16 protein-coding genes are annotated in these 25832 nt (G+C 61.9%); 7 read left to right on the plus strand and 9 right to left on the minus strand.

What is annotated here, in order from left to right:
- Positions 1-576: 576 nt before the first annotated feature.
- A complete protein-coding gene (locus CI603_RS01250; protein WP_121912726.1) occupies positions 577-4143 on the plus strand; it encodes an InlB B-repeat-containing protein in 3567 nt (1188 codons plus the stop codon).
- Positions 4144-4666: 523 nt separating this feature from the next.
- Positions 4667-8221 (plus strand): InlB B-repeat-containing protein, encoded by a 3555-nt coding sequence (locus CI603_RS01255; protein ID WP_121912756.1) that lies wholly within the window; start codon positions 4667-4669, stop codon positions 8219-8221.
- 187 nt (positions 8222-8408) lie between these two features.
- Here the strand turns inward: CI603_RS01255 and CI603_RS01260 are convergent, their stop codons facing one another.
- Positions 8409-9797: an MFS transporter gene (locus CI603_RS01260; protein WP_121912727.1), complete on the minus strand. Its 1389-nt coding sequence runs from the start codon at positions 9795-9797 to the stop codon at positions 8409-8411.
- 51 nt (positions 9798-9848) lie between these two features.
- A complete protein-coding gene (locus CI603_RS01265) occupies positions 9849-10805 on the minus strand; it encodes a nucleoside hydrolase (RefSeq protein WP_121912728.1) in 957 nt (318 codons plus the stop codon).
- 306 nt (positions 10806-11111) lie between these two features.
- On the opposite strand from CI603_RS01265, the gene CI603_RS01270 reads away from it, so the two are divergent.
- Positions 11112-12482: a sugar porter family MFS transporter gene (locus CI603_RS01270; protein WP_121912729.1), complete on the plus strand. Its 1371-nt coding sequence runs from the start codon at positions 11112-11114 to the stop codon at positions 12480-12482.
- Positions 12483-12556: 74 nt separating this feature from the next.
- On the opposite strand, the gene CI603_RS01275 is transcribed toward CI603_RS01270, so the two are convergent.
- Complete coding sequence (locus CI603_RS01275) at positions 12557-12760, minus strand: hypothetical protein (RefSeq protein WP_015021464.1); 204 nt, start codon at positions 12758-12760, stop codon at positions 12557-12559.
- A gap of 113 nt (positions 12761-12873) precedes the next feature.
- Positions 12874-13911: an alpha/beta hydrolase gene (locus CI603_RS01280; protein ID WP_121912730.1), complete on the minus strand. Its 1038-nt coding sequence runs from the start codon at positions 13909-13911 to the stop codon at positions 12874-12876.
- Positions 13912-14085: 174 nt separating this feature from the next.
- Between CI603_RS01280 and CI603_RS01285 the strand changes: the two genes are divergently transcribed.
- Positions 14086-14805 (plus strand): DUF4391 domain-containing protein, encoded by a 720-nt coding sequence (locus CI603_RS01285; RefSeq protein WP_183122189.1) that lies wholly within the window; start codon positions 14086-14088, stop codon positions 14803-14805.
- 35 nt (positions 14806-14840) lie between these two features.
- On the opposite strand, the gene CI603_RS01290 is transcribed toward CI603_RS01285, so the two are convergent.
- On the minus strand, positions 14841-16025 hold the full coding sequence (locus CI603_RS01290; RefSeq protein ID WP_183122190.1) for a sugar diacid recognition domain-containing protein: 1185 nt from the start codon (positions 16023-16025) through the stop codon (positions 14841-14843).
- A gap of 199 nt (positions 16026-16224) precedes the next feature.
- Between CI603_RS01290 and CI603_RS01295 the strand changes: the two genes are divergently transcribed.
- Complete coding sequence (locus CI603_RS01295; RefSeq protein ID WP_110424965.1) at positions 16225-17523, plus strand: GntP family permease; 1299 nt, start codon at positions 16225-16227, stop codon at positions 17521-17523.
- A gap of 27 nt (positions 17524-17550) precedes the next feature.
- The gene (locus tag CI603_RS01300; protein WP_121912733.1) at positions 17551-18681 is read left to right on the plus strand and encodes a glycerate kinase; all 1131 of its coding nucleotides are present in this window, start codon (positions 17551-17553) and stop codon (positions 18679-18681) included.
- Between the two features lie 135 nt (positions 18682-18816).
- Here CI603_RS01300 and CI603_RS01305 read toward each other — a convergent pair whose 3' ends face one another.
- Positions 18817-19935, minus strand: coding sequence for a zinc-binding dehydrogenase (locus CI603_RS01305; protein WP_052323105.1), 1119 nt, complete (start codon positions 19933-19935; stop codon positions 18817-18819).
- A 225-nt stretch (positions 19936-20160) separates the two neighbouring features.
- Here CI603_RS01305 and CI603_RS01315 point away from each other — a divergent pair, with 225 nt between their 5' ends.
- A complete protein-coding gene (locus CI603_RS01315; RefSeq protein ID WP_121912757.1) occupies positions 20161-20844 on the plus strand; it encodes an SOS response-associated peptidase in 684 nt (227 codons plus the stop codon).
- Between the two features lie 14 nt (positions 20845-20858).
- Here the strand turns inward: CI603_RS01315 and CI603_RS01320 are convergent, their stop codons facing one another.
- From CI603_RS01320 to pepN, 3 genes are all read right to left on the minus strand, one after another.
- The gene (locus CI603_RS01320; protein ID WP_121912735.1) at positions 20859-21512 is read right to left on the minus strand and encodes a peptide deformylase; all 654 of its coding nucleotides are present in this window, start codon (positions 21510-21512) and stop codon (positions 20859-20861) included.
- A 30-nt stretch (positions 21513-21542) separates the two neighbouring features.
- On the minus strand, positions 21543-22919 hold the full coding sequence (gene glmM, locus CI603_RS01325) for a phosphoglucosamine mutase (RefSeq protein ID WP_046322570.1): 1377 nt from the start codon (positions 22917-22919) through the stop codon (positions 21543-21545).
- A gap of 98 nt (positions 22920-23017) precedes the next feature.
- On the minus strand, positions 23018-25633 hold the full coding sequence (gene pepN, locus CI603_RS01330) for an aminopeptidase N (protein WP_121912736.1): 2616 nt from the start codon (positions 25631-25633) through the stop codon (positions 23018-23020).
- Positions 25634-25832 lie beyond the last annotated feature (199 nt).

Genomic DNA, 25832 nt, shown 5'->3' on the forward strand with positions numbered 1-25832 from the left:
CTGCAATAGTGGAAGCAGCAGCTTTTATCGCGCGCAGTCAGCCGATTATCCTGCATCAGGAACAAACCTGACAACCGGTCTATTATTGGCCGACAAGCTTAAAGCAGATGGTCGTTTTGCCGATCAAGCAAAGACATAGCGGCGTCAATCTGAGGCACGTTAATGCAGTCGAATCCCCCAAGATGTTGGGGCACTCCAGACTAGATCCGCCCTTCAGCCTCTATCGCCAGGCACATGCTGAACTTCGTGAAGGAGATAAGAGCCAATAGGAGCGATGCTTGCGTGCAGCTCCACCAGTAATGCAATTAATCGGAATTGCTGTTATGCCATAAAAACCGACGATTATACGGTCCATATTGCAAATAATTCCAAATGACTTACCACCAATTGCTTTGTGTTGCTTTTTAACTTGGTGGTATGGTGAAGATAGGGGTGTCGGGAAACGGCTGGCTTTCCGCTATGGCTCGTGCAATCTGATGCTGAGCTGGCATTGGAAGACAGAAGGACTTTCCGACAGATAAGACGTTATAGGCGAGCAGTTGGATTCGCTTGGTGTTGGTAAGGGGTTTATAAGTCATGCATCTGGTTTCCCGTCTGCGTTCCGTTTCGGCGATGATGATCGTCCTACTGAGCCTGCTGGCAGGCTTGGGCGTCGCGTCCGCCAACGCAGCGGACGCTCCTATCCTCACCGGGGGGGGGGGTCGTCAGACCCCTCGCGTAGCTGAGCAAAATCCCGCCTCTTTCCCCAGCAGTGCATCAAATACTCAACTTCCCTCGCCATCGCCTCTGACAACAGCATCGCCGTTAAGCACCGCAACAGCAAGCCCAAATGCTCCCTCATCGCCGACGGGCAGTACAGGCAGCGGCGAATCAGCTCCGACCAAATCAACAGAAACAACGGATGCCCAGGCCGTGCACGTGGTGCGCTTCGACCCTGCCGACGGCAGCAAACCGACACAGGAGAGCGTGAAGACCGGGACTCTTGTCTCTGCTTCGGAACGCAATCCCCGGCGTGATGGTTTCCGGTTCGACGGGTGGACGCTTGACGGCCAGCCCTATGACTTCCAAACCCCGGTCCTCCAAGACACGACCCTGAAAGCCCAGTGGACCAGGATCACGGACTGGACGCTGAGCCCGGACCACGGGCCCGCCTCCGGCACCCGCCTGGCCATTAGCCCGCCCGACACGCAGGAGCCCTATTACACCTGCATCCAGGCTTCTGACAAGCAGTTTCTCAGCCTGACCGGCGACGGCCGCATCTATTCATGGACGCAGGAGGGCACACCCAGACAGGTGACCTTCCCCGCCCGGGCTTCCGAAGGGTTCCACTATCTGCAGGCCGCAGCCGGCAGCGAACTGCAGGCCGCCTTGGGATCCGACCAGCGGATCTACACCTGGAACAGCCGGCAGGTCACGCCCACCATCCTCGATACCGGCCGGAACACCGGATTCACGAGCATCAGCATGCACGATGACCGCCTCCTGGCGGTGGACCGGCAGGGACAGGTCCACGCCTTCCAGGCCGGCCAGGCCGACACGCAAAACCCAATCATAAAGCCCGTCGAACAAGCCACAGTAGATTTGCCCGGGCAGGCGCAGGCCGTCGCCGCCGTCGCCTCCGACAAACGGATCCTCATCGTAGACGCGGACGGGCAGGCCTGGACCTGGGAGACGAGCAAGATTGGAAAAGCCGAGCCTTCACGCATCGAACAGGAGCCGGGCATGCGCATCATCCAAGCCCAAGCCCTCAGCAAGGGGCTCATCCTCCAGGACGCGGACGGGCACGCCTGGTACCTGGCCGACGGCTCGACCAAAATAACAGCCGCCAGCCTGCCGGAAAGTATGAAAGCCCGCTCAATCACCACCAACGGCAGCCAGGCCGTCATCACCGGCACGGACGGCCGCCTCTGGGCCTGGAAGCCCGGCGAGGCACCCAAGCGGGCGGACGCCGGGAGCCAAGCCTACACGCAGGCCGCCGAAGCCGACGGCAGGATCACCGCCACCAACACGAAGGGCGCCATGTTCACGTGGAGCCTGGACGCTCAAGGCAAACCCGGCAAGCCATCCAAGCTCGACACCAGCACCGCGCCCACATTGGAAACAGCCAGCCTGGACGGTCAGCCCCTCAAACTCAACAAGACCGGCGACGCCTGGCAGACGGACATACCCGCCCGCAAGCCCGGACCAGCCGCCATCACCATCACCGGCAGGCAGGACAACCAGCACTTCACCAAGAGCCTGGACTACATCGTCGACCAGACCCTGACCAGAGACGCCACTACAGACACCACCCATACAGTCACCTTCGACACAGGCGAAGCAAACACCAAACCCGAAGACCAGCAGGTCCCCTACCCGTACGGCAGGGCCAAACGACCCTCCCCCGACCCAACACGCGACGGCTACCAGTTCGACGGATGGTTCACCGGCAACACCGCCTACGACTTCAGCAAACCCGTCACCCAAAACCTCACCCTCACCGCCAAATGGACCTTAAAAGACCCCAACAACACATGGAAGATCAACCCCGACAAAGGCAGCCAGACAGGAGGACAACAGACCACGATTACTCCGCCAGCGGCTACCAACGGCACCAAATTCAGCCAAGTCAGCAGCTCAGGCACCAACAACTTCTCCTTGGCTGTGGGCAGCGACGGCAATGCCTACGCCTGGGGATTCAACAACTACGGCCAGCTCGGCAACGGAAATACCAGCAACCGAAATACACCAGTCATAGTGAAGAAGCCTGCGGGCGTGTCGGCTGACTTCACCTACGTGCAGGTCAGCGCCGGAACCGATCATTCACTGGCCGTGGGCAGCGACGGATACGCTTACGCCTGGGGAAACAACAACAACGGCCAGCTCGGCAACAACACAACAAGCTTTTCGTCCGTCCCCGTGCGCGTATGCGATCCTTCCACAGGATCCAACGTTGATACGGGGCTGAAAGCCATACAGGTGAGCGCCGGAAGGTTGTTTTCGCTGGCAATCGACCAAGACGGGAACACATGGGCATGGGGAAACAACGACAACGGCCAGCTCGGCAACGGAAATACCAGGGGCACTAACACCCCTCAGTCAGTTCTGCTCGATCCCAAGCATGCGAGCACGGTGCTCAAAACTGTCCAAGTCAGCGCCGGGGATTTCCATTCGCTGGCAATCGACCAAGACGGGAACACATGGGCATGGGGACGCAACGACTATGGCCAACTCGGCAACGGAAAAACCAGCGGCACTAACGCGAATCCTACTCCCAGCTCGGTGCTGCTCGATCCCAAGCATGCGAGCACGGTGCTCAAAGCTGTCCAAGTCAGCGCCGGAGGCTCTCTTTCGTTGGCAATCGACCAAGACGGGAACACATGGGCATGGGGGCACAACGACTATGGCCAACTCGGCAACGGCAGCACAAGCAGCCTAAGGAATCCTGTCCCCAGTTCGGTGCTTCTCAACCCAAAGGATACAAGTACAGTGCTGAAGGCTGTGCAAGTGAGCGCCGGATGGGCTCATTCGCTGGCTGTCGACACGGATGGAAACGCCTGGGCGTGGGGACAAAACAACTATGGGAAGCTCGGCAACAACACCACGAGCGATCAACATTCCCCCGTGAAGGTGTTCGCTTCCGATCAATCTACAAGCAAGGCCGGCCCCTGGCTGAGCACAGCGCAAATCAGCGCCGGAGGGAATCATTCGCTGGCAATCGGCAAAGACGGTAACACAAGTGCATGGGGATTCAACCGGTACGGTCAGCTTGGCAACGGCACCACCAGCGGCAACGACGCGAATCGTGTTCCGTTGCCGGTGACGTTCGACCTATCTCCAGTAATCACCGGTGTCAGCTTCGACGGCATAGCCATCAAGAATATATCTAAAAGCCAGGACGATGGCAGCGTCACCGTGACCACGCCCCCTCATGAACCGGGCGAGGTCACGGTCAGCGTCGACTACACGCTGGGCGGCACAGGAAGCACCCTGACCTACGACTCCCTCAGATACACGTACACACCCTTGGGTGTGTTGCCTAAAGCCGGCGGTGAAGGCGTCCTGCTCGTCCTCGCCACCGGCATGACCAGCATGGGCGGGGTGCTGGCCTCCCGCCGCCATCTGAAAGAACAGAGACAACTGCTACACACTTTGCGCGAGTAAGAAAGGCCAGGACGGATCAATCCCCACGCCCCGGCTTACAAGGGGCGCACGGAGGCACGTCATACAAGGCTCAACCCCAAGTGAGCCGACACACCTCCCGCGCCCCCCCACCACACTATTGTCAATTACTGCTGACAAAAAATTGAGGGCGGTTATGCGCTCCCCGCTTCTACACTGCAGATAGCGAAACGCGGGCAGGCAGGCCGATGGCACATGAGCACAAGACACCCCAGCCACTGTCCATACTCACATCCCAGATAGTTGCTGTAAGCAGCCGCCCTCCTCAGCCGAGAGGATCATTGCAGCCGGGCGGCTGACTCTGGCTTATGTGTGCTGTTTGTGTGCTGGGTGGTTGGGCGAAAACAGGGGTGTCGTGGACCGGCTGGCTTTTCATTACTGGTTCCTGCGATGGGATGCAGGGCTGGCGGAGGCAGGAAATACGGCTTTCCGACAGTAATGACGTTAAGATATGGCAAGACAGGCGGTGTTTATACCGCTTGATGTTGGTTGGGGGGTTGGTTTCATGCGTCTGGTTTCCCGTCTGCGTCGCACGTTGGCGATGACGGCCGTCCTGTTGGGCCTGCTGGCAGGCTTGGGCGTCGCATCCGCGCAGGCGGACGCTCCTGCACCCGCCGGATCAGGCCCCCACGTAGCTGAGCAAACCCCCGCCATTCCCCCCAGCAGCGCAGCCAACACACCCCTGCCCTCACCTCCGGAACCCGCCTCGCCGTTAAGCTCGGCAACGCCAGGTACGGACATCCCGTCACCGCCGACGGGCACTCATGACAGCCCTGACTCCGCTTCAGACAAGCCATCCGATCAGACGGATGACCAGGCCTCGCATACGGTGCGCTTCGACCCGGCCGACGGCAGCAGGCCAACCCAGGCGAGCGTGAAGACCGGGACACTCGCCTCCCCTCCGGAACACAACCCTGTACGTGAGGGCTTCCGGTTCGACGGGTGGACGCTTGACGGCCAGCCCTACGACTTGCAGACCCCCGTCCTCCAGGACACGACCCTGAAAGCCCGGTGGACAAAAGTCACAGACTGGACGCTGAGCCCGGACCACGGACCCGCATCAGGCAGCCAGCTGACCATCAACCCGCCCGACAGGCAGGAGCCCTACCACACCAGCATCCAGGCCGAAGGCGACCAGACCGTCGGCCTGACCGGCGACGGCAGCATCTACACATGGCCGCAAAACAGCACGCCATCACAGGTTCCCTTCCCCGCCCAGGCTCCCGAAGGGTTCCATTACCTGCAGGTTACAACAACAGGACACTTGCAGGCCGCGCTCGGCTCCGACCAGCGGATCTACACCTGGACCAGCGGACAGACTGAACCCGTGATCCTCAACACCGACCGGAACACCGGGTTCACCAGCATCAGCATGCACGATGACCAGCTGCTGGCGGTGGACCGGCAGGGACACGTCCACGCCTTCCAAATCAGCCTGACAGACAGCCAGAGCATGAAACCGACAGAACAAGCCGCAACCGGCCTGCCCGGGCATGCTCAGGCCGTCACCGCCGTCGCCTCCAACAAGCGGATCCTCACCGTGGACGTGCACGGGCAAACCTGGACCTGGGAGACGAGCAGCACCGGGAAAGCCGAACCCGAACCCGTCAAACAGGAGCCGGGCATGCGCATCATCCAAGCCCAAGCACTCAACAGAGGATTCCTCCTCCTGGACGCGGACGGGCAGACCCTGTACCTAAACGAGAGCACGGCCAGCCCTGCAACCGTCAGCCTGCCCGACGGCCAGAAGGCCAGCAGGATCGCCGGCAACGACAGCCGGGCCATCATCACCGGCACGGACGGCCGCCTCTGGGCTTGGAAGCCCGGCGAGTCGCCCACGCGGGCGGACGACGGCAGCCAGTCCTACATTCAGGCCGCCGAAGCCGACGGCAGGATCACCGCCATCAACAGGCAAGGAAGCCTATGCCAGTGGAGTCTGGACGCTCAAGGCCAGCCCGGCAAGCCATCCAGACTCGACACCATCTCGACCCCCACACTGGAAACAGCCAGCCTGGACGGCCAGACGCTCACACTCACCAAAACCGGCGATGCCTGGCAGGCGGACATGCCCGCCCGCAAGCCAGGACCAGCAGCCATCCTCATCACCGGCAAACAAGACAGCCAGCCCTTCACCAAGAGCCTCAACTACACGGTCGACCAGCCGCTGACCAGGGACGCCGGACGAAGTTCCTCATTTACGGTCCACTTCAACGCAGGAGAGGGAAACCCCAAACCCTCAGACCAGCAGGTCCCCTACCCATACGGCAGGGCCAGGCGCCCCTCCCCCGACCCGGTACGCCAAGGCTACCAGTTCGACGGATGGTTCACCGGACAGGTCGCCTACGACTTCAGCACACCCATCACCCAAAACCTCACCCTCACCGCCAAATGGACAAGCACAAGCGCCAGCAAGACGTGGAGTATCAATCCCGACAGAGGCAGCCGGACAGGAGGGCAGCAGACCACCATCACACCGCCAGCGACTACCAACGGCATCAAATTCAACCAGATTGCCGGGTCAACAGACTATAGTTATGGTTTTTCCTTGGCGGTGGGTAGCGATGGGAACGCCTACGCCTGGGGAAACAACACGTATGGCCAGCTCGGCGATGGGACGACCGTCAACCCCCGGACTACGCCGGTCATGGTGAAGAAGCCTACAGGCACGCCGTCGGCTTTCACCTACGTGCAGGTCAGCGCCGGCGGCTCTCATTCACTGGCCCTCGGCAGCGACGGATACGCCTACGCCTGGGGAAACAACGGTGCTGGGCAGCTCGGCAACAACACCACCAGCGGCGACAATGCGAATTCTGTTCCCGTGCGCGTACGCGACCCCAACAGCCCCACTGACACAGGCAAAGGGCTGAAAGCTATACAGGTCAGCGCTGGAAGCAATCATTCTCTGGCACTAGGTAGCGATGGGAACGCCTACGCCTGGGGAAGTAACGCGTATGGCCAGCTCGGCGACGGGACGACCGGCAACCCCCGGACTACGCCGGTCATGGTGAAGAAGCCTACAGGCACGCCGTCGGCTTTCACCTACGTGCAGGTCAGCGCCGGGAACAATTATTCTCTGGCCCTGGGCAGCGACGGATACGCCTACGCCTGGGGGAACAACCCATATGGGCAGCTCGGCAACAACACCAGCAGTGGGTTTTCCTCTGTCCCCGTACGCGTATGCAATCCCTCGACAAGATCCAACGTTAATACGGGGCTGAAAGCCATCCAGATCAGCGCCGGATTTTATCATTCAATGGCCGTGGGCAACGACGGATACGCCTACGCCTGGGGGAACAACCCGAATGGCCAGCTCGGCAACAACACCAGAACATCTTCCACTGTCCCCGTGCGCGTACGTGACTCTGGCAACCCCTCCGATGCAAGCACAGGGCTGAAAGCCATTCAGATTAGCGCCGGAGGCTGGCATTCACTGGCTATCGACACGGACGGGAACACATTGGCGTGGGGAGCCAACTGGTATGGTGGGCTCGGTAACAACGATTCGGGGGATCGGCTTACCCCTGTAAAGGTGTTTGCCTCCGAGCAGTCTACAAATGCAGTCGGCCCCTGGCTGAACGCTGCGCGAGTGAGCGCCGGATACTATAATTCGCTGGCGATTGACAAAAACGGGAACACCAAAGCATGGGGATGGAACGAATACGGCCACCTCGGTGACGGCACTACCGACGACTCTAAGGTCCCTGTGGCGGTGGCGTTCAATTTGCAGCCGGTGATCACCGGCGTCAAATTCGACCGCGATGCCGCAAAAGGCCTGACGCGCGGCGATGGCAACAGCGTCACCGTGACCACGCCCGCGCACCTGCCTGGCACGGTCACGGTCAGCGTCGACTACACGCTGGGCGGCGCAGGAAGCACCCTGACCTACAACAACCTCCAATACACGTACATGCCTGTAGCGCCTCCAGGCGTGCTCCCCCGGGCCGGAGGGGAAGGTATCGTGCTCGCCCTGGCCACCGGCATGACCGGCATGGGCGGGGTGCTGGCATCCCGCCGCCACCGCAGAGAACAACTACGGCTGCTACACACTTCGTACGAGTAAGACAGGCAGGGAACGGATCACCCCCCGGCCAGAACAGGGGGAGCAGGGAGGCCGGCGTCAATAAAGGCTCAACCCCAAGTGAGCCGACACTCCTCCCGCGCTCCCACCACACATATCAGTCGACCGCTCAAGCGCAACACAGGAAGCAACTCCTCTTATAGCGCTCGGACGGTCGACTACAACTGTTCTACTTCTGGTCTGCAGTCGTGGCGTAGATGGTCTTCTTGCAGATCAAATACACAACCAGGCCCAGCAGGGACACAGCGGCCCCGATCAGCAGCAGGTTGCTGTAATTGGCAGCCGGACCAGTGGCGCCCATGATGCTGAAGCCCTCCAGGCTGGGTTTGCCCATCAGACCGCCGATGATGGCGATGCCGATGGAACCGGTCACGTTCATAACCAGATCGTTCATGCCCACGCCGCGGCCCGACTGGTCCTGAGGCAGGGTGTCAAGTACGGTGGAGACGATGGGCGAATACATCAGTCCGACCCCGGCATAGTAGACACAGGCAGTCAGTGTTAGGGCCAGCAGACCGGAGTTGACCACCAGCGCGGACCCTGCGAAGCCCAGAATCATCAGGCAAGCAGCGATGATGATGGCGGGCTTGCGGCCGATCCTGTCCACGATGGCGCCCGATGTGGTACCCAGCACAGCGGCCACCAGGAAGGCCCAGACCACATGCAGGGAGACCGTGGTGGTCGACACCTTGTAAACGTCACGCCCGATGGCGTTGAAGATGGGTGACATGCAGTAGTTCATGAAGTAGAAGATCAGGATCAACCCAATGCCCATCAGCCAGCGCTTGTTGCGGAAGAAGTCCGGAGTGATGAAGGGGCTCTGGGCCCGGCTGATGTACAGGGCGAAGATCAGGTAGCAGACAGCGGAGGCCGCCAGCAGCCACCATGCCGTGTAAGAGAAGAAGAGGGTCAGCAGGGCCGTGGCCAGTCCGAAGATGACGAAGCCCAGCCAGTCCACCTTCTCACCGTTGCCGCCGCCGGTTGGCAGGCTCTTGAGCAGGATGGGCAGGAAGACGATGGTGACCGCGGGAATCAGGAAGAGGTACTGCCAGGCTATGGAGCTGAGCAGGCCGGCGGCGAAGATGCCGATGGCTGCAGACACCTGGTAGCCTGCTGTGAAGATGCCGAAGAAGATCACCTTCAGGGAGGGCTTGAGATACTTGGTGGCCACGACCAGGTAGGCCGAGCCAGCCACCTGTTCACCCGCAGTCTGCAGCAGCCGGGCCGCAATCACATTCCAGATGTTGGGGACCATGATCGTGTTGGCCACGTACCCATACACGGACCCGACGAACAGTATGCACAGGCCGAAGGTGACCAGCTTGCGCAGGGATACGAAGTCGCCCAGGGACCCGTAGATGAAGCAGACGATGCCCAGGACGATGCTGGGCAGGGCCGTGATCAGCGAGGCCTGGTCGGGAGCGCCGGCGTCCTTGCCGACCTGCTGGAAGACCAGGTTGAAGCCTTGCAGGCACAGGGTGCCCAGGACGAAGGTAATCAGCAGCAGGATCAGCGATCGTACGGCTGTCGAATCCTCGGTGGATTGCTTTTCGGACATGATGCCTTCAATTCTCTTTCTCTTGCGTGAACTTGCCGGGGACGGCAGACCTCAGTCAGCCTGGGAGGCCAGCCCGGTGATGCGGGTCATGAACTCGTCCAGGAAGCGGGGCACGTCCACGCCGACGGCCACGCGCATGGTCTTGTTCGGGTCGTTGAGCCGCTGCTCGTCCCCGATGGTACGCCCGCGAGTGGCGCCCTCGGTTTCCACCTTCATGTTCATGGGCAGGGTGGTGACCAGGGTCGGATCCACGGCCACGCCCACGGCCAGCGGATCGTGCAGGCCGCAGCCACCCAGGTGGGGCGATGTGGTCTCGTAGGCCTTGATGTAGAAGTCGGTCATATCCGCCAGGAAGGTGCCTGCAGCAGTACCCAGCTGCCGCCAGCGGGCGGTCTCCTTGTAAGTGAGCAGGGTCTGCAGGGTCACGTCCAGGCCGACCATGGTCACGGGCGCACCGGAGCGGAAGAGCACGTCGGCCGCGTCCGGATCCTGGGAGATATTGGCCTCTTGCCAGGCATCAACATTGCCCGGCACGGTCAGAGCCCCGCCCATGAGCACGATGGAGCCGATGCGCTGGGCAATATCAGGCTCCTTGGCCAGGGCAGCAGCGATGTTGGTCATGGGGCCGGTGGGCACGTAGACCAGATCCTTGCCGTAGGTATTGACCGCTTCGATGATGAAGTCCACGGCCGACTGCGTCTCCGCCTTGCGGTCGGAGTCAGGGATGGCTACGTCGCCGATGCCGTTCTCTCCGTGGATAAAGGCGGAGACAGGCAGCACCTCGAAAGAGTCCGCCTTGGATGCGTGGGACAGACCCGGATAGACCTTGACCTCGGGGTGGCCCAGCAGGTCGGTGATGGCCAGATCGTTGCGGATGCCCTGCTCCAGCAGCACGTTGCCATAGGTGCCCGTTATGCCGATCAGCTCAACTTCGGGGCTGCCCAAGGCATAGGAGATGGCTAGAGTGTCGTCGACACCAGTGTCCAGATCGAGAATCAGCTTGCGCATACAGTGTTTCCTTTCATTGCCAGGCTGTATGGAACCATGGCCGTAAGCATCCACGATGTCCTTGTGGTGGATGCTTGTTTATCATATGCGAAATTAAGCAGTTTCGCTGCCCATGACAGGCGCAAGTCGTGGACAATATCCTCAGATGTTCATGTAGCCGGCAACCAGGGCCTGGATAGCGAATCCAGAAGCTGGTTTTTCGGGCGATTCCCTGGTTCACCATGGCGAGCCGGACCGACGGGCCACTCCCCCAGGTGCCTATGATTACCCTGATTCTGCCCGGATGATCTGGCGAAAGGGGAACCCATGACCGCAATTCAAGGACGGCGGCGCAATCTGCAACTGATGACCGCCCTGGGCGTGCTGGCCGGTGGCCTCTACGGCTATACCATGTCCGTCATTTCCGGAGCACTGGTCGGCATGAACTTAGGCTCGGGATCTGGCGGACACCTGACGGCCGGCGAACAGGGCATGGTGACCTCAGCCCTGCTGATAGGCGCCGCGTTGGGATCCTACCTGGCAGGCACATTCAACGACCGCTTCGGCCCCAAGCACATCATCCTGGCCGGTGCCCTGCTGACCATCCCCGGCGCCCTGCTGAGCGCTCTGGCCCCCAGCCTGGCCCTGCTTGGACTGGGAAGATTGATTATCGGGGCTGGCATCGGCATGACCTCGACGATCGTGCCCATCTACCTGGCCGATATGGTCGGCACGGCGGAACGCGGACGGGTGGTTTCGGTCAACTCGGTCATGATCGTGGTCTGGCAGCTACTGGCGGTCAGCGTCAACGCCATCCTGGACCGGATGGGTGCCGACTGGCGAACCATGCTCTGGGCTCTAGTGCCGCCCGCCATCCTGCTGACCCTGCTGGCCTGCTTCCTGCATGACAGCCCGGCCCATCTCATCCGCCGTGGTCAACCGAACCAGGCAGAGGCTTTCCTGGAATCCACCCGCGAGGAGGCAGATGCCCGGGTGACCATGCAGGAGCTGTCGCAGTCGGCGAGCGCGAAGATCGCCAGCTTCAAGGCCCCCTGGCTCCGGCGGGTGCTGATCGTGGGCATCGGCGTGGCCATGATCAACCAGCTGACCGGGCTGAACATCGTCAACTACTACGCGCCGACCATCTTCACCGACACCCTGGGCTTCGACCCCTCCCTGTCCATGGTCGCCACCGTGCCCGTCATCCTGGTTTCCGCCATAGCGGCCACCATCGGAGGGCTGGGACTGATCGACCGCTTTGATCGCCGCGCCATTCTGGCTGTGGGACTTGCAGGCACCATCGTCTTTCTGGCCGCCATCGGGGTCTGCTACCGGTTCGTCGGCACCCCCGGCTCCGGGTCACGAAGGGCCGCCTGGATCATGATCGGCATGATGATGATCTATGTGGTCTTCGTCCAGGGCCTGGTGGCCCCGGTCACTTGGCTGCTTCTGTCCGAGATCTTCCCTCAGGAGGTCAAGAGCCGCGGCATGGGCTACGCCAACGTGGCCATGAACCTGACCAACTTCGGACTCTCCCTGGTCTTCCCCACCCTGCTGGCCCGCCTGGGCGGCACCGGCACCTACCTGCTCTTCGCCCTGATCAATGTGTGCGCCCTGGTTTTCGCTTGGGTCATGGTGCCCGAAACCCGAGGCAAGAGCCTGGCCCAGATCGAGCAGGAGGCCCGGGAGCGAGCATGAAAGCAGGCATAAAAGAGGGCGGAACCGGATACCGGCCCGCCCTTATGAAATCTGATACTTCTGATTCTGATGCCTCAGATGTTGAAGACCTGCTTGGCCAGCTTGGCGATGGTGTCGCCGCCCAGCTGTGCGACATCATTCTTGCACTGGTTGATCCTGCCGAAGAGCTGGTCCGCGTCGTTGTATGACAGGGGCTGGCCGATTTCCTTGGACAGGTCAACCAGCTGGTCGATGGTCTCCAGGTTGCTCAGCTTCTCTACCAAGGTCTTCTCGTCCATGAATCACTCCTCTATAAGCGGCTGTGCAGACACCGGGGGCCTTGCGCCATCGATGCCCACCTTTCTCTACCCATCATAGCCAGCGATCGGATGAACCGGGCGCGCAGAAAGGCTCAAATCAGATCGTAGGAGAAATCGCGAATCTGGTCCAGGGTCTGTCGGCTCTCCTCTAGCCAGGTCATGGCCACCGGATAGACGTGTCCGAGGGTCTGCAGACGGTTGGGCCTTGGGTCGTGCAGCTCGAAGTCGCGGCCCTTCCTGCACAGAATCTCGGCCAGCTTCAGAGCGTCGCCCTGCAGAAAATCGTCGGCACTGGTGTTCAGGAAGACCGGCGGCAGGTGGACCATGTCGACCATGGTCGTCAGGTCGGCCGCCTGGTCGCCCCCAGCATGCACAAAGCTTCTGAAGAAGGATGGAGCAACCATGGCCAGGTCATCGGTGGGTGAACTGGTTGGTTGGCGGTCTTCCGTATCCACCGATACGTAAGGAGCCAGATCGAAAAGCCCTGAAACGAAGGCAGCGCCCCGAGGCCGCAGACCGGCAGGTTTCAGCCCCATCATCTGCGCGAATTGGTCATCGGACTCCACTGCCAGCGTATAGAGGGCCAGCGTTCCTCCGGCCGAGTCTCCCGTCAGAAAGATCCGATCAGGCGAAACCGGATACTCGTCCAGGTGGTTCTTTATCCAGGTCAGGGCCGTCAGCACGTCACCCAGCTGGCCCATGAAGTCCGTACTGGGAATCAGCCGGTAGTTGACCGAGAAGACCGCAAAGCCGCGCTGGGCCAAATGGGTGCAGAAGTTCCGGTTGAGTTCCTTGTAGCCGTACATGAACCCGCCGCCGTGGATGTCGATGTAGACCGGAGTCACCTTGCCGTAGCGCAGCAGGGCATCATGAGGAAGGTAAAGATCCAGCTTGTGGGCGCGCAGACCATCGTCCATATAGGCGATGTCGTTAAGGCAGTCGACTCCCTCGGGCACCTGCCAGTGACGGGAGCGGGGAGCATCCACGCGTCCGCAGGCCAGCCGGGAGCCCAGAACGACCTGAGCCATATCCGGACTGCAGCCATCAAGATCGCCGTCGACCTCGGTCCAGCCCTCTAGGAGTTCGCGTTCCTCGTCGGTTACAGTCATCTTTGCATCTTTGCTCATCATTCAGCCCTCATTGCTCCAACCCCTCAGATCTTACGCATGTCTGCAGCTCGTTCAGCCCAACGCATCCGCTCTTTCGGGTTTACAACTAATATACATTGCCGGCAAACGGACACTCTTGCCTCTGATTGCGCTCCTGCCGGTAGAATAACGGAAACAGCGACAGAAAGGCCAAGGATGACAATCGCAACCTACGAAGGCGTGTCCGCGCTCTCCCTGGGCCTGCCACCCACCACCGCCATTCCAGCAGCCAAGGGTGAACTGCCCATAAGGGCCTTCACCACGCGACCGCCCGTCTCCTCACGGCTGCGTCAGCACTTCTCCACCAGCGTCGACAAGATCGTCATGCTGGCCCTGCTGCGACCCGGGACCATTCCTGTGAGGGACGGCGCGCACTGCCATGAGGTGCTGATCATGGCCATCGGGCTGAAGACCCCCAATGTGCCGGAGGACGTGCTGGAGCATATCGCCGCCATGCGCTCCTCAGGCATGGTTTTCATCACCATTCACCAGGGTGAAAAGGGTCTCGTCTGCACGCCGGCCGTCCGCCGGGCCCTGCCCACCAAAGCCGGTCATGAGACCAAGCATGCGCTCCACCTGGGCAGACCCCGTCCTGCTGATCAGACTAACTTGACCCTGGCCGGCGACGATATGGACCAGCTCTGGGACAGCCTCTGTGCCCAGGTGACCCTGGACCAGACTGACGGCAAAGATCTGGACAACCGACTCGCAATCCGCGAGCGTATCGACCTTCTCAAGGCCCAGGAAGCCAAGTTGACCGGAGACCACGGCCGGGCCAAAACCACCCAGAACCGCAACACAGCCTTCGCCAAACTCCAGAAAGTCCGCGCCGAACTAAAGCAACTTTCCGCCGATAATCAGACGGCAGAGGATTAGAACACAGAGTCTAGTCGGGCCTAGTTCGACCTGGTTCATCCACCAAAATGACCAGAGGTCTCAGTATGGCCACTCAACTCGGCGCTTTCGTCGGGAATATCCTTGTAGGCCAGGTATTTGCGAAGTTCGAAGGCCGTGGCCAGGATGGGATAATCGCTCAGGCGACGGGGGTTGTAGCCTGTCTCTCTGCCCAGGGCATCCAACCGGTTCTGCATGGTGTTCTTGTGGATGAAAAGCTCCTGGGCGGCATGGGTGATGCTGCCATTGTGCCGAGTGTAGGCGCTGAAAACCCTCTCGAATCGATCGACACGATCCGGCGCCAGACCCGCAAAGACCTGCTCCACAAAGGTCCGGCACTGCTCGGTGGACAATGATGTGATCAGCAGCCCCGCGCCCATCTGCTCGTACCGATAGCGCTGGTCATCGGCAGTGAACCCGGCCCAGCGCGCAGCGACGCAGGCCTGCCGGTAGCTGTGCCAGTACTGGCCCGGATTCGCCTGAATCATTCCCGCACCCAGCACCACCTTGGAGCCTACTGCCTGACCAAGGGCCTTGCGCAGAGCAGTCACGAATTCATCAAGCTCGGCATCCCCCATCTGCGGCGCATAAATGCGAAAGTCCCTGGGACTTACAGCGAAGAGGGGAACGCCGAAGGACAGGCATGTCTGGCAGAGCCTCTCGTAGAGCCGATCCTGGTTGAGCCTTTCCAGCCGGATGCCTGGCGCTCGGCCGACCAGAGCCAGCCGTGGACCCGACAGATCCAGATCAAGGGCCAGAGCCAGAGCGTTCATCAATTCGTCGTCCTTGTGCTCCAGGGTCAGCAGGTTGACCAGATTGGTGGTCATGATCCGCCGGTTGAATCGGGCGATCTGCTCCATGTTGGCGCAGAGCATGAGCTCGGTCATGCGCTCGATGATCCCGCCCAGAGCGCCCACCTTGTTCACTGGTCCAGTGATTCCGATGACCGCCACCACCGCATCGTTGAGCACTACCGGCACGTTGACACCGTCACGGGCTCCCTGATAAGGATGCCGACGATCCACGGCAACGGTCTGGCAGTCAACGGCCGCCTGACGGGCCGCGTCATGGAAGCTGCCTATGCGCGAAGTATCAGTGCTGGCCACCATAGTTCCTTCGGTGTCGAAAAAGTTGATGTTGTACTCGATTACATCCTTGAGATTGTCGACGATTGTCTGCGCCGTCGCAGGATCTATGGTCATGGCTTGCCTCCCTACGGACATGGTACATGAACCATTTTTGCCAACGCCATCCATCGCTTTTCGAGTATGGGAGCCCTGGCAAAAAGAGCAAAACAGAGCCACAATGGAAGTGAGAAAAATCATGGGACTGTTACTGGTCTGGCAGCTACGACGATGCCAACCTGGTCCCTGGCACAAGTTACGGATCAAAGGAACTGACATGGACATTACCCTGTCATGGTGGGCCGCCCTGCTGGGCCTGGCCCTGGCCATTATCCTCATTCTCAAGAAGCTCAACACCACCTACGCACTCATGCTGGGAGCCATCGTAGGATGCCTGATCGGTGGAGCCTCCCTGGGCCAGACCGTCAACATCGTGGTGGCCGGCTCCCAGAGCGTCATGGGCACGGTTATCCGGGTCCTGGCTGCTGGAGTGCTGGCGGGAGTCATGATGGAGTCCGGCGCGGCCAACCGGATAGCTCGAGCCATAGTGGACGGCCTGGGCGAGCGCATGGCCATCCTCTCCCTGGCCCTGGCCACCATGATCATCTGCGCCGTCGGGGTCTTCATTCCCGTGGCCGTTCTGATTGTGGCACCCATCGCCATCGAGGTCGGCAGCCGACTCAAGATCTCCAAGCTGGCTTTGCTGATCGCCCTGTCTGGCGGAGGCAAGGCCGGCAACATCATCTCCCCCAATCCCAACACCATCGCGGTGGCCTCAGGGTTCCACATACAGCCCTCGGCTGTCATGATCGGCAGCTTCATCCCGGCTCTATGCGGACTGGCCATGGCCGTCCTGCTGGCCACCATCATGCAGCATCGCGGGCGGATCGTCACCATGGACGACCTTGGCGAGGATGCAGCTAAAGCCTCCAAGGACAAGGACCTGCCCTCCTTGGGACGCTCACTGGTGGCTCCCATCACCGCCGTGGTCCTGCTCCTGCTCAACCCCGTGGGTTCCATTCTGCACATCGGCCTGCTGGAGCGGTTCCAAGTGGATGCCATGTACATCCTGCCCCTGGCATCCATCCTGGGCCTGCTGGCCATGGGGCAAGGCGGCAAAATCCTCACATACACCAGTGCCGGTCTGCAGCGCATGGTTGATGTGGTCCTCATCCTGATCGGAGCCGGAGCCCTGGGCGGGCTGATCACCAGCTCCGACCTGCCCAAGCAGATCGTCAACCTCATCCATGCCATGGGCGTGCCCGGGTCCATGCTGGCCCCCATCGCCGGCATCCTCATGGCCGCCGCCACGGCCTCCACATCCACGGGCGTCATCCTGGGCAGCAGCTCATTCGGCAAGTCCATCCTGGCCTTTGGCACCTCGGGGGTGGCTGCCGCCGTCACCATGCAGGCGGGCGCCACGGTCATCGACCAGCTGCCCCACGGCAACTACTTCCACGTCACCGCCAAGTCCATCAACATGACCCTGGGCGAGCGGATGAAGGTCGTCCCCTTTGAGTTCCTGGTAGGCCTGACCATGACCCTGGTGGCCATGCTGGTCTATCTGGTCTTCTGAGTCGACGAGTCAGGAAAGGTAACAAACATGAAAATCATCATTGCACCCGACTCCTTCAAGGGCAGCCTGACCGCCAAGGAGGCTGCAAAAGCCATCGAACGCGGATTGCAACGCAGCCCCCTCAAGGCCGAAATGGTCCTGGTGCCGATGGCCGACGGCGGTGAAGGCACGGTCCAGTCCCTGGTCGATGCCACCGGAGGCCATATGATCCAGACCCAAGTCACCGGACCCCTGGGCCAGACCGTGGACGCCAGCTACGGCATCCTGGGCGACGGACGGACGGCTGCCATCGAGATGGCTGCAGCCAGCGGCATCCAGTTCGTCGACGAACAGACCCGAGATCCACTGGTCACCACCACCTACGGTACGGGCGAACTGATCAGCAAAGCCCTGGACCAGGGCGCGCAGGAGATCATCGTCGGCCTCGGCGGTTCGGCCACCAACGACGGCGGTGCCGGCATGGCCCAGGCCCTGGGTGCCCGGCTGCTGGATGCTGACGGACGGGAATTGAGTCAGGGAGGAGCCGCACTGGCTCGACTGGACCGAATCGACATCTCCGGGTTGGATCCCAGGCTTGCAAGCACCCGCATTCGTCTGGCCTCGGACGTGACCAACCCCCTGACCGGTCCCGAAGGAGCCTCTGCCGTCTTCGGGCCGCAAAAGGGGGCGGACCCATCCATGGTGGCCACCCTGGATGCGGCCCTGGGCCACTATGCAGCCGTCATCCGCAAGGACCTGCACCGGGAGGTGGAGACCAAACCGGGGGCAGGGGCTGCCGGAGGTCTGGGCGCAGGATTCCTGGCCTTCACTCCGGCCGTTATGGCCTCAGGCGTCAATATTGTCATAGAGACCACACGCCTTAAGGAGCTGGCCCGCAGCGCCGACCTCTGCTTCACCGGCGAGGGCGGCATCGATTTCCAGACCGGTTTCGGCAAGACCCCCATGGGCACAGCCCAGGCCGTCAAGGAGTCCTCCCCCGGCTGCAAGGTCATCGCCCTGGCAGGGAACGTGGGCGCAGGTACCGAAGAGCTCTACAAGGTGGGCATCGATGCCATCTTCAGCATCAGCCCCGGGGCCGTCAGCCTTAAGGAGGCCATGGCCAAGGCCGCCGACAACCTTGCCGCAGTGGCCGAGAACATCGGTAGGCTCCTGGCCTGATCCGGCTCTCGGATCAGCAGAACACGAAAGGGGCTCCGGATGTCTTATGCGCCCGGAACCCCTGATAATCAGAACCCCTGTCAGAACTCCTGTTCGGCACAATCATCAGCAGTAATGCCGGACAGCTGGAAGGGATCAGTCGAATTCGGTGATGACCGAACGGATGACCTCGCCGTTGACCAGCTGCTTGTAGGCCTCGTCAATCTGGCTCAGCTTGATGTGCTGGCTGACGATGTCATGCATGTTCAGCCGCCCGTCCACAGCGAAGTCAGCATACATAGGGATGTCGTGCTTGATGTTGGTGGAGCCCATCCAGACACCCTTGAAGCCGCGCTGGTGGACCAGCAGGTCGGCCGGGTTGATCTCCAGGGAGACCGTGGCATCCGGCTTGGTCAGACCGATCGGGTAGGCGGTGCCGCCCACGCCCAGCATGTCCCAGGCCTGCTTCATGGTGACGGGCAGACCAATGGCCTCGAAGGCCTGGTCCACGCCGCCATCAGTCAGCTCGCGCACCTTGGCCACAGGGTCCTCGTTCTTGGAGTTGATGACATCGGTGGCGCCGAACTTGCGGGCGAACTCCAGCTTGTTGTCCAGCAGGTCGATGGCGATGATCCGCTTGGCGCCGCAAATCCGGGCGCCCGAAATGATGTTCAGGCCGATGCCGCCGGTGCCGATGACGGCCACGGTGTCGCCGGGACGCACATGGGCGGTGTTGATGGCCGCTCCGGCTCCGGTGATGGTGGCGCAGCCGATGCAGGCGGCCTCATCCCACTTGACCTGGTTGTTGACCACAGCCAGCTGGTTCTCGTGAATCAGGGCCTTCTCGGCGAAGCCGCCGGTGCCGAAGGCCTGGGTGATGGGCCGACCGTCCGGGAAGGAAAGACGGGGCTTCTCGCCCGCACCGCGCACGCACTCCTGCTGCTGAGTGCAGGATTGGGGCTGGCCCTTGAGGCAGTTGGCGCAGTGTCCGCAGACCTGCTCCAGGGAAGCCACCACGTGGTCGCCCACCTTGATGCCGGACACCTCGGGGCCCACGGCCTCGACGATGCCCGAGATCTCATGGCCGATCACAGCCGGGAAGGGGAAGAACTTGTCGTCATCCTCGACCAGATGCAGATCCGAATGGCACAGACCCGAGGCCTGCACGTCCACCAGGACCTCCGCGCCAATGGGGTCATCAATGATGATCTCCTCGGGCTGGGCAAACCCCTTGCCGATGCCGTAAGCAATCGACGCCTTGATCTTCTGAGGCATAAACCATCTCCTAATCACCATGCCGCCACCGGCCTCATGCCAGGCAGGGCAAAAACAACGTTGAACATTCCGCTGTGACCACGGCCATCCTCAATGTATGCACCGCTGCCGCAGACCACCTTCATGCTAGCAGGAAAGAAAGGCCAATCAGCATTTAGACTGGCCCGGAAAAAGGCCTCCGGCGTTTCCTCGACGGGGACTCCAAGCATCCATAGAATGGGCTTCATGTGTGGACGATTCGCGGCTGACCTGGACTACTCCAGCCTGGCCCAACACTATGGTGCCCGGCAGGCTCCGGGACTGCCCGAGCCCTCCTGGAACATCAGCCCCGGATCGGTCATAGCCCTGGTGGCCCAGGACCGACATGGGCAGCGGCACCTGCATCCGGCCCGCTGGAACCTTGTCCCCTCCTGGTCCGAAAGCGACCAGATGGCCTACCCCACCCACAACGCGCGGGTGGAGAGCGCCCTGACCAAGCGGACCTACGCGGACTCGGCCAAAAGTCAGAGGGCCATCATTCCGGCAAGCGGCTACTACGAGTGGGCACCTGACCACCAGCCCTACTACTTCCAGGCCCCCGACGGCCACACGCTGAATATAGCAGGACTCTACTCCTGGTGGCGTGCCAGACCTGGCCAACCCTGGCTGCTGACGGCCACCATCCTGACGACGCAAGCCACCCCGGAGGCCGCCCGGGTGCACAATCGGATGCCCCTGCTGATCACTGATGAAAACCTGGACTCCTGGCTGGACCCAAGCATAGAGGGCACGGCGATCCTGCCCAAGGCCGTGGAGCCTGGCCGCCATGCCTCCGAAGCATTGACCATGCACCCGGTGGCGCCCTTGAAAGGGGACGGTCCGGAGCTGACAGAGGCTATGGCTCTGGACCAGAGGGTCAAGAGAATTTAGAGGGTTGGCAGGATTCAGATAGTGAAGCCCAGCTCCCTTGCCGCCTCGGTGGGGACCGGGTCGTAGGCCCAATACTCGCTCAGGTTCTCGTCGGAGGACAGACTGCGAATCTCGGCCTTGTCGATGTAGACCTCGCCTGACAGATGATCGGTCTCATGCTGGAAGATGCGGGCCGGCCAGCCGTGCATGCGCTGGCGGTGCTTGCGCCCGGAACGGTCCTCCCAGCTGGCCGTGATGTCCAACCAGCGCCGACGAACCGCCTGGAATCCCTCCAGGGACAGGCACCCCTCGTAGAAGGACGCAGTCTCCTGCCCGATAGGCTCATAGGAGGGGTTAATGATGACCCTGAAGGGCAGTTCGTCGATCTGACGCGGATCATCCTCGTCCTCGCGAACATGATCCTCTATGACGGCGACTGCCAAGCCCAGGCCCACCTGAGGTGCTGCCAGCCCCACGCCCGGTGCCTCAAGCATGGTGGCCCGCATGGCCTTGAGCAGCCTGTTCAGGGTCTTGGCTGCCAACTGACCCTTGTAGGGCTGGGCCTGCTGACGAAGTACGGGCTCGCCCATCTGCACAATAGGCAGGAGCTCTTCTTTGCCGGCCTCGGCCAGCATGGATTCCACCCGGTGGTTGAGATCGGCGTCGAAGGCCGCCTTTCTGCCGAACATGGATGATTCCGCCTTTCCTGGGTCGTCGGTTCAGATGGCCAGCTCGTCGGCCACGACTGAGGCCAGCCGCTGGCAGACCTGGTCGGCCTGCTCCTGTGTGGCCGCCTCGACCATGACTCTGACCAGAGGCTCGGTGCCCGAGGGCCGCAGCAGGACCCGGCCGGTGCTGCCCAGCATCCGCTCCTCCGCCTCGACCGCATCCTGGACCTTGGCATTGGTGCGGGCCGCGTTCTTGTCCACACCGGAGACGTTGATCAGCTGCTGGGGCAGCTGTGGGAAGTCGGCAGCCAGCTCCTTGAGGCTCTTGCCTGAACGCACGACCTCCTTGGCCAGGGTCAAGGCAGTCAGGGTTCCGTCGCCCGTGGTGGCGAACTCGCGGTTGATAACGTGACCGGACTGCTCGCCGCCTAGGGTATAGCCTCCGCGCAGCATCTCCTCAAGGACGTAGCGGTCGCCCACAGCCGTCTGGACGGTGACGATGCCCATCTGCTTCAGGGCCAACTTGAGTCCCAGGTTGCTCATGACGGTGACCACCAGGGTATCGTTGGCCAGCTTGCCCTCACGCTGCTTGGCGCGGGCCAGGATGCCCATGATCTGATCGCCGTTGACCATGTTTCCTTCTTCGTCCACGGCCAGACAGCGGTCGGCATCCCCGTCGAAGGCCACGCCCATGACCGCGTCCGAGGCCTTGACCATGGCCTGCAGCTGCTCGGGGTGGGTGGAACCGGCGTGCTTGTTGATGTTGTACCCGTCGGGCGAGGCATTGATGACCACCACGTCCGCACCGGCCCGGCGCAGTGCCTCGGGGGCCACCACCGAGGTGGCTCCGTTTGCACAGTCGGCCACGATCCGCAGACCGTCCAATGGCTTGGTTTGGGTCTTGTCAGGGGCGACAGGGGCCACGGCCTCCACCAGATGGTCGATATACATGTTGGTGGCGGTCACCGTGTCATGGGAGACGCGGCCCACGCCCTCTCCCACCGGGCGCTCCCAGTCCTGGCCAAGGACCGATTCGATGTCGTCCTCCTTGGAATCCTGGAGCTTGAACCCGCCCCGGGCGAAGAACTTGATGCCGTTGTCCGGCATGGGGTTGTGGGAGGCGGAGATGACAGCGCCCATTTCCACGTTGAGCACGCTGGTCAGGTAGGCGATGCCCGGAGTGGGGATGATGCCCACGTCAATCACGTCGAAGCCGCCCGAAGACATGCCGGCGGCCAGGGCCGAGGCCAGGAAGTCCCCGGAGACCCGGGTGTCGCGGCCGATCAGGGCCCGTCGGCGGCCCGCGGACCGATCCGCGCCACGGCCCAGGACCCGGACAGCTGCATCGCCCAGATCAAGGGCCAGCTGTGCAGTCAAGTCTCTGTTGGCTAAACCGCGTACACCATCGGTACCGAATAATCTGGGCATTTGCTCTCCTCCGAACGTACCATCCTGAATGCAGGCAACAGATTCATTATGACCCCGCCCCTGACCCGTCGCCACTTGGGCCGGGGCGGGTAGAATACTCAGCGCAGACGCTCGTTGTATTCGCGGACCTTGAGTATGCGTCTGGAGGACTCCGTGTTCTGGATGATCATCCCACGCAGGGCCTTGGGTGCCTCAGCATGGTCGGCCAGCCAGGCATCGCCCGCCTTGACCAGGGCGGCCGGGTCGGCCTTGGTCGGGTAGAGTCCGCCTGCCGACAGGGGGTTGAGCAGGGTCTCCGCGATGTGGAAGGTCTTCTGGGTCCAGACCTCGTCCACGGCTGCGAAGAAGCGGTCCACGTAGGGCGCGAAGAGCTCCTGGTCCCCTGAACCGGAGAAGCCGTCGGCTAAGGCCTCGATCTGCGAATTGGTCAGATCCTCATTGTGCAGAGCCTGATCCCAGGCCCAGGCCTTGGCCTCGGAAGTCGGACGTGCAGCCCGGGCTCCCATGGCGAACTCGCGGTTCTCCGTGGTGTCTTTCGCGGCCAGCTCCCGGTCGATCTCACCGTCAGCCAGCAGGTCGTGGGCAGACAAGGCGTGGATGATCAGCCAGCGGGTGTTGTTGTCGATGGTCAGCCCCTCCAGCTTCAGGTCACCGCTCAGCAAACCCCGGGCGTGGTCCTCGAAGTCGGCGTCGTCTCCGTAGCCCAGGTAGGCGCGGACCAGCTGGAACTGCTCGTCCGAACCGGGCTGGGCCTTCATGGCCAGATCCCAGAGCGTGCTGGCCACCAGCTGCAGCATGGGCTGACGGCGGCGGGAGGCGGTGAAGTGGTGGGCGGCCGTGGAGATCTGAGACAGGGCGTAGCGGAAGGTGGTGGACTGGTGCTCGGTGGCCAGTGCCTTCAAGCTCAGGCTGATGAAGCGCTCAGCAGGGAACTGCGCATCCCTGGTCATGTCCCACAGGCTGAGCCAGACCACGGCCCGGGCCAGACGGTCCTCGATCCGGTACAGGTTCTGCGTGGCATACTCCAGGGAGTCCTGATCCAGACGCAGCTTGGCGTAGGTCAGGTCGTCATCGTTGATCAGAATCAGGGCCGGACGCTTCTTGCCAACGACCTGGGGCACTTCGGCTCCCTGGCCGTCCAGATCCAGCTCGAACCGGTCTGTACGCACCACCTTGCCGGACTGGTCCTCGTCATAGAAGCCCACAGCCAGGCGGTGAGGACGCAGGACCGGATGCTCCTCGGGGGCGGTCTGGTCAATCCGCATGGCGGTGATGGTCCCCTGCTCGTCGGTCTGCACTTGGCTGGTCAGCGTGGTGATGCCGGCCTCCTCAAGCCAAAGCCGGGACCAGTTGCCCAGGTCGCGGCCGCTGGTCTTCTCCAGCTCGGTCAGCAGATCCTTCAGGGTGGCGTTGCCGTGGGCATGGGCCGTCAGATAGTTGTGGATGCCCTGGAAGAAGCGATCACGGCCCACGTAGGCGACCAGCTGCTTCAGCACGGAACCGCCCTTGGCGTAGGTGATGCCGTCAAAGTTGACCTCGGTGTCATGCAGGTCGCGGATGGGGGCCACCACGGGGTGGGTGGTGGGCAGCTGGTCCTCGGTCAGGGCCCAGCTCTTCTCCCCGGAGCAGAAGGTGGCCCAGTCGTCGGTCCATTCGGTGGCCTCGGCAGTGGCCAGGGTCGACATGAACTCGGCGAAGGACTCGTTCAGCCACAGATCGTTCCACCACTTCATGGTCACCAGGTCGCCGAACCACATGTGGGCCAGCTCGTGCAGGACGGTCTCCACGCGGCGGTTGATCTGGGCCCCGGTGGCCTTGGACTCGAAGACGTAGGAATCACGGAAGGTGACCAGGCCGATGTTCTCCATGGCGCCCGCGTTGTATTCGGGCACGAAGATCTGGTCGTACTTAGCCCAGGGGAAGGGCAGGTCCCAGGTCTTGGCGTAGAAGGCGAAGCCCTTCTTGGTCACATCGAAGAGGTATTCGGCATCCCCGTCCAGGGAGTCCTTCAGCGCCTGGCGGCAGTATAGGCCCATGGGGATGGTCCGGCCGTCCTCGTTATGGTACTCGCTGGTCCAACGGGCGTAGGGTCCGGCGGCGAAAGCGGTCAGGTAGGAGCTCATGACCGGGGTGGTTTGGAAGACCCAACGGGTCACGCCCTCGGTACGGCCGTTCTCCAGGGTTCCCTCGGCGGTGCGGCTGTCCAGGGCCTGATGGGAGGCGGGAGGCATGTTGGACAGAACCGTCCAGGATGCGGGGGCATCCACGGTGAAGTCGAAGACGGCCTTGATGTCCGGCTGGTCGAAGACCGCATAGACCCGGCGGGCGTCGGGTACCTCGAACTGGGAGTATAGGTAAACGTTGCCATCCGAGGGATCCACGCTGCGATGCAGACCCTCGCCTGTGCGCGAATACCGGCAGAGGGCCTCCACCCGCAGCTGGTTGTGCTCGCTCAGGTCGGTAAGCTCAATCCGGTCGTCCCTGAAGGCCAGGGCCGGGTCCAGACGCCGGCCGTTCAGCTCGATCAGGCTGACCTGGTCGGCAATCAGATCCACAAAGGTGGACTCCCCCGGCCGGGCATCAAAGTCGATCAGGGCGGTAGAGGGGAAGGTTGCAGGCCCCTTGGTCAGGTCCAGATTGACCTTGTAGCTGACATTGGATACGACGACGGCTCGCTCTTCGGCTTCCACACGAGTCAGATTGGCTCCGGGCATGAATTTCCTTTCGCGCATGGATGTCGGTGCCCCCACCGGCATCGGCATAGGTCCTGTATGGATATGGCATGTCAAGTCTAATGCGGACACCAGTCGACGGGCCAGCGGGACGGTTTCCCTCTTTTCTCACGGCGCAGTCCGGACGGGAATAGTCAGGCCTCCAGGCGGTTGTTCATGGTCCATGCTTTATGAGTCTGGC

The sequence above is a fragment of the Bifidobacterium sp. wkB338 genome, assembly GCF_003688325.1.
GTDB lineage: Bacteria > Actinomycetota > Actinomycetes > Actinomycetales > Bifidobacteriaceae > Bombiscardovia > Bombiscardovia polysaccharolytica.

Bases quoted from the DNA above. Each gene is read 5' to 3' on its own strand.
- CI603_RS01295 (WP_110424965.1), top strand. From the start codon at position 16,225: ATGGACATTACCCTGTCATGGTGGGCCGCCCTGCTGGGCCTGGCCCTG.
- CI603_RS01285 (WP_183122189.1), top strand. From the start codon at position 14,086: ATGACAATCGCAACCTACGAAGGCGTGTCCGCGCTCTCCCTGGGCCTG.
- CI603_RS01275 (WP_015021464.1), bottom strand. From the start codon at position 12,760: ATGGACGAGAAGACCTTGGTAGAGAAGCTGAGCAACCTGGAGACCATC.
- glmM (WP_046322570.1), bottom strand. From the start codon at position 22,919: ATGCCCAGATTATTCGGTACCGATGGTGTACGCGGTTTAGCCAACAGA.
- pepN (WP_121912736.1), bottom strand. From the start codon at position 25,633: ATGCCCGGAGCCAATCTGACTCGTGTGGAAGCCGAAGAGCGAGCCGTC.
- CI603_RS01315 (WP_121912757.1), top strand. From the start codon at position 20,161: ATGTGTGGACGATTCGCGGCTGACCTGGACTACTCCAGCCTGGCCCAA.
- CI603_RS01290 (WP_183122190.1), bottom strand. From the start codon at position 16,025: ATGACCATAGATCCTGCGACGGCGCAGACAATCGTCGACAATCTCAAG.
- CI603_RS01305 (WP_052323105.1), bottom strand. From the start codon at position 19,935: ATGCCTCAGAAGATCAAGGCGTCGATTGCTTACGGCATCGGCAAGGGG.
- CI603_RS01260 (WP_121912727.1), bottom strand. From the start codon at position 9,797: ATGTCCGAAAAGCAATCCACCGAGGATTCGACAGCCGTACGATCGCTG.
- CI603_RS01280 (WP_121912730.1), bottom strand. From the start codon at position 13,911: ATGATGAGCAAAGATGCAAAGATGACTGTAACCGACGAGGAACGCGAA.
- CI603_RS01300 (WP_121912733.1), top strand. From the start codon at position 17,551: ATGAAAATCATCATTGCACCCGACTCCTTCAAGGGCAGCCTGACCGCC.
- CI603_RS01255 (WP_121912756.1), top strand. From the start codon at position 4,667: ATGCGTCTGGTTTCCCGTCTGCGTCGCACGTTGGCGATGACGGCCGTC.
- CI603_RS01270 (WP_121912729.1), top strand. From the start codon at position 11,112: ATGACCGCAATTCAAGGACGGCGGCGCAATCTGCAACTGATGACCGCC.
- CI603_RS01320 (WP_121912735.1), bottom strand. From the start codon at position 21,512: ATGTTCGGCAGAAAGGCGGCCTTCGACGCCGATCTCAACCACCGGGTG.
- CI603_RS01265 (WP_121912728.1), bottom strand. From the start codon at position 10,805: ATGCGCAAGCTGATTCTCGATCTGGACACTGGTGTCGACGACACTCTA.
- CI603_RS01250 (WP_121912726.1), top strand. From the start codon at position 577: ATGCATCTGGTTTCCCGTCTGCGTTCCGTTTCGGCGATGATGATCGTC.